The organism is Leptotrichia sp. OH3620_COT-345, assembly GCF_003932895.1.
In the GTDB taxonomy this organism is placed as follows: domain Bacteria; phylum Fusobacteriota; class Fusobacteriia; order Fusobacteriales; family Leptotrichiaceae; genus Pseudoleptotrichia.
In genome coordinates this window covers 1-1263 of sequence record NZ_RQYW01000080.1, presented here as the reverse complement: position 1 = coordinate 1263, position 1263 = coordinate 1, and the positions used below count along the sequence as shown (strand labels likewise).

Genomic DNA, 1263 nt, shown 5'->3' with positions numbered 1-1263 from the left:
ATCTGTCCCTCATTTCTTAATTTTTCAAGATTGTCGGACGGTTTTACAAACTTATGTTCTTTTAAATACGCTTCTATATTATCCAGTCTGTCCGTATTATAATTTATCAGTTTTGCATTTGTACATGATATCATTAACGCTCCCAGTCCTAATCCTATTAATACTTTTTTCATATTCTTATCACCTTAAATGTAATCTATTCCGACAGATTACATTTTCCCTTCTTAAAGTTATTTTTTTATTCACAAAATTTTAAAATATTTATATTGTTAAATCCAAATTATTTTATTAAGTCCAAAATCTATGTCAAACCTTAAATCTTTAATATTTTAAGTCTTTCTTTAAATTTAAATAATTATATATTGAAACTTATGTAACAGCATTATTTTCTTTTTAATTTTTTTCTTATTTAAAGCATAAAACAACAAAATTAACCTTATTCGGTTATATATCATTTATTTATTTTCTTATTTGAAATTAAGTCCTTTATTTTAATTATCCCGATACTTTATTTTATTCGAACTTTTTTAACTACTTTTGCTTCAGCTTTCTTTTTCATCTGAGCATCTTTTTTCATCTTCATTTCTTCCGCTTTTTTACTTTGTGATTCTCTTTTTATTTCTGCCGCTCTCTTATGTATACTGTTTGTATTTGTTACAGGTATTTCTTCCATAACTGACGGCTCTTCGGCTTTTTCCATCTTCTGTTTCTGTTCTTCCGCCTGTCTTTTTCTTGCTTCTCTTAACAGTCTATCCACTGCAGGGTCACTGTAACTTATCTGACTCGTTATCAGTATGAACAGTGACAATAATCCTAACATCTTTTTCATTCTGTTTCCTCCGTTTTTTCTTAAACATTATTTTTAACAATTTTGTTATTTTTTAAATATTTTTTACATAAATTATATGTAAAATTATAGATATAAAAAATAATTAAAAATATTCATAATCTTTTATTTTATTGATTATTCCATTTTTAAAATACATAGATACAACTAATGTCTATCTATAAATATTATAATATTTTATAAGTTAAAATAAATTATGTTAAATTGTCAAAAATCAGTCATAATCTTTTTTTATTTTACTTCTTCTTATTTACTTTCTTTTCCCTTACAGGTTTTTGAACTTTCTTCACAGCTTTCTTCTTATTCTTTCCTAATACTTCATTATAGCCACCCAGTTCCTTCTCCTCTCTTTCAACACTTCTTACCACTCTTTCATAAAAGTCTACTCTGTCTCTCGCCTTTGACGCATTATACTC

1 protein-coding gene and 1 pseudogene are annotated in these 1263 nt (G+C 25.8%); both read right to left on the bottom strand.

Annotation, left to right across the window (positions count from 1 at the left end):
- Positions 1-508 precede the first annotated feature (508 nt).
- Positions 509-829 (bottom strand): hypothetical protein, encoded by a 321-nt coding sequence (locus tag EII29_RS11415; protein WP_125237611.1) that lies wholly within the window; start codon positions 827-829, stop codon positions 509-511.
- 254 nt (positions 830-1083) lie between these two features.
- Positions 1084-1263 (bottom strand): annotated as a pseudogene (locus EII29_RS11410) (hypothetical protein); the annotation flags it as partial.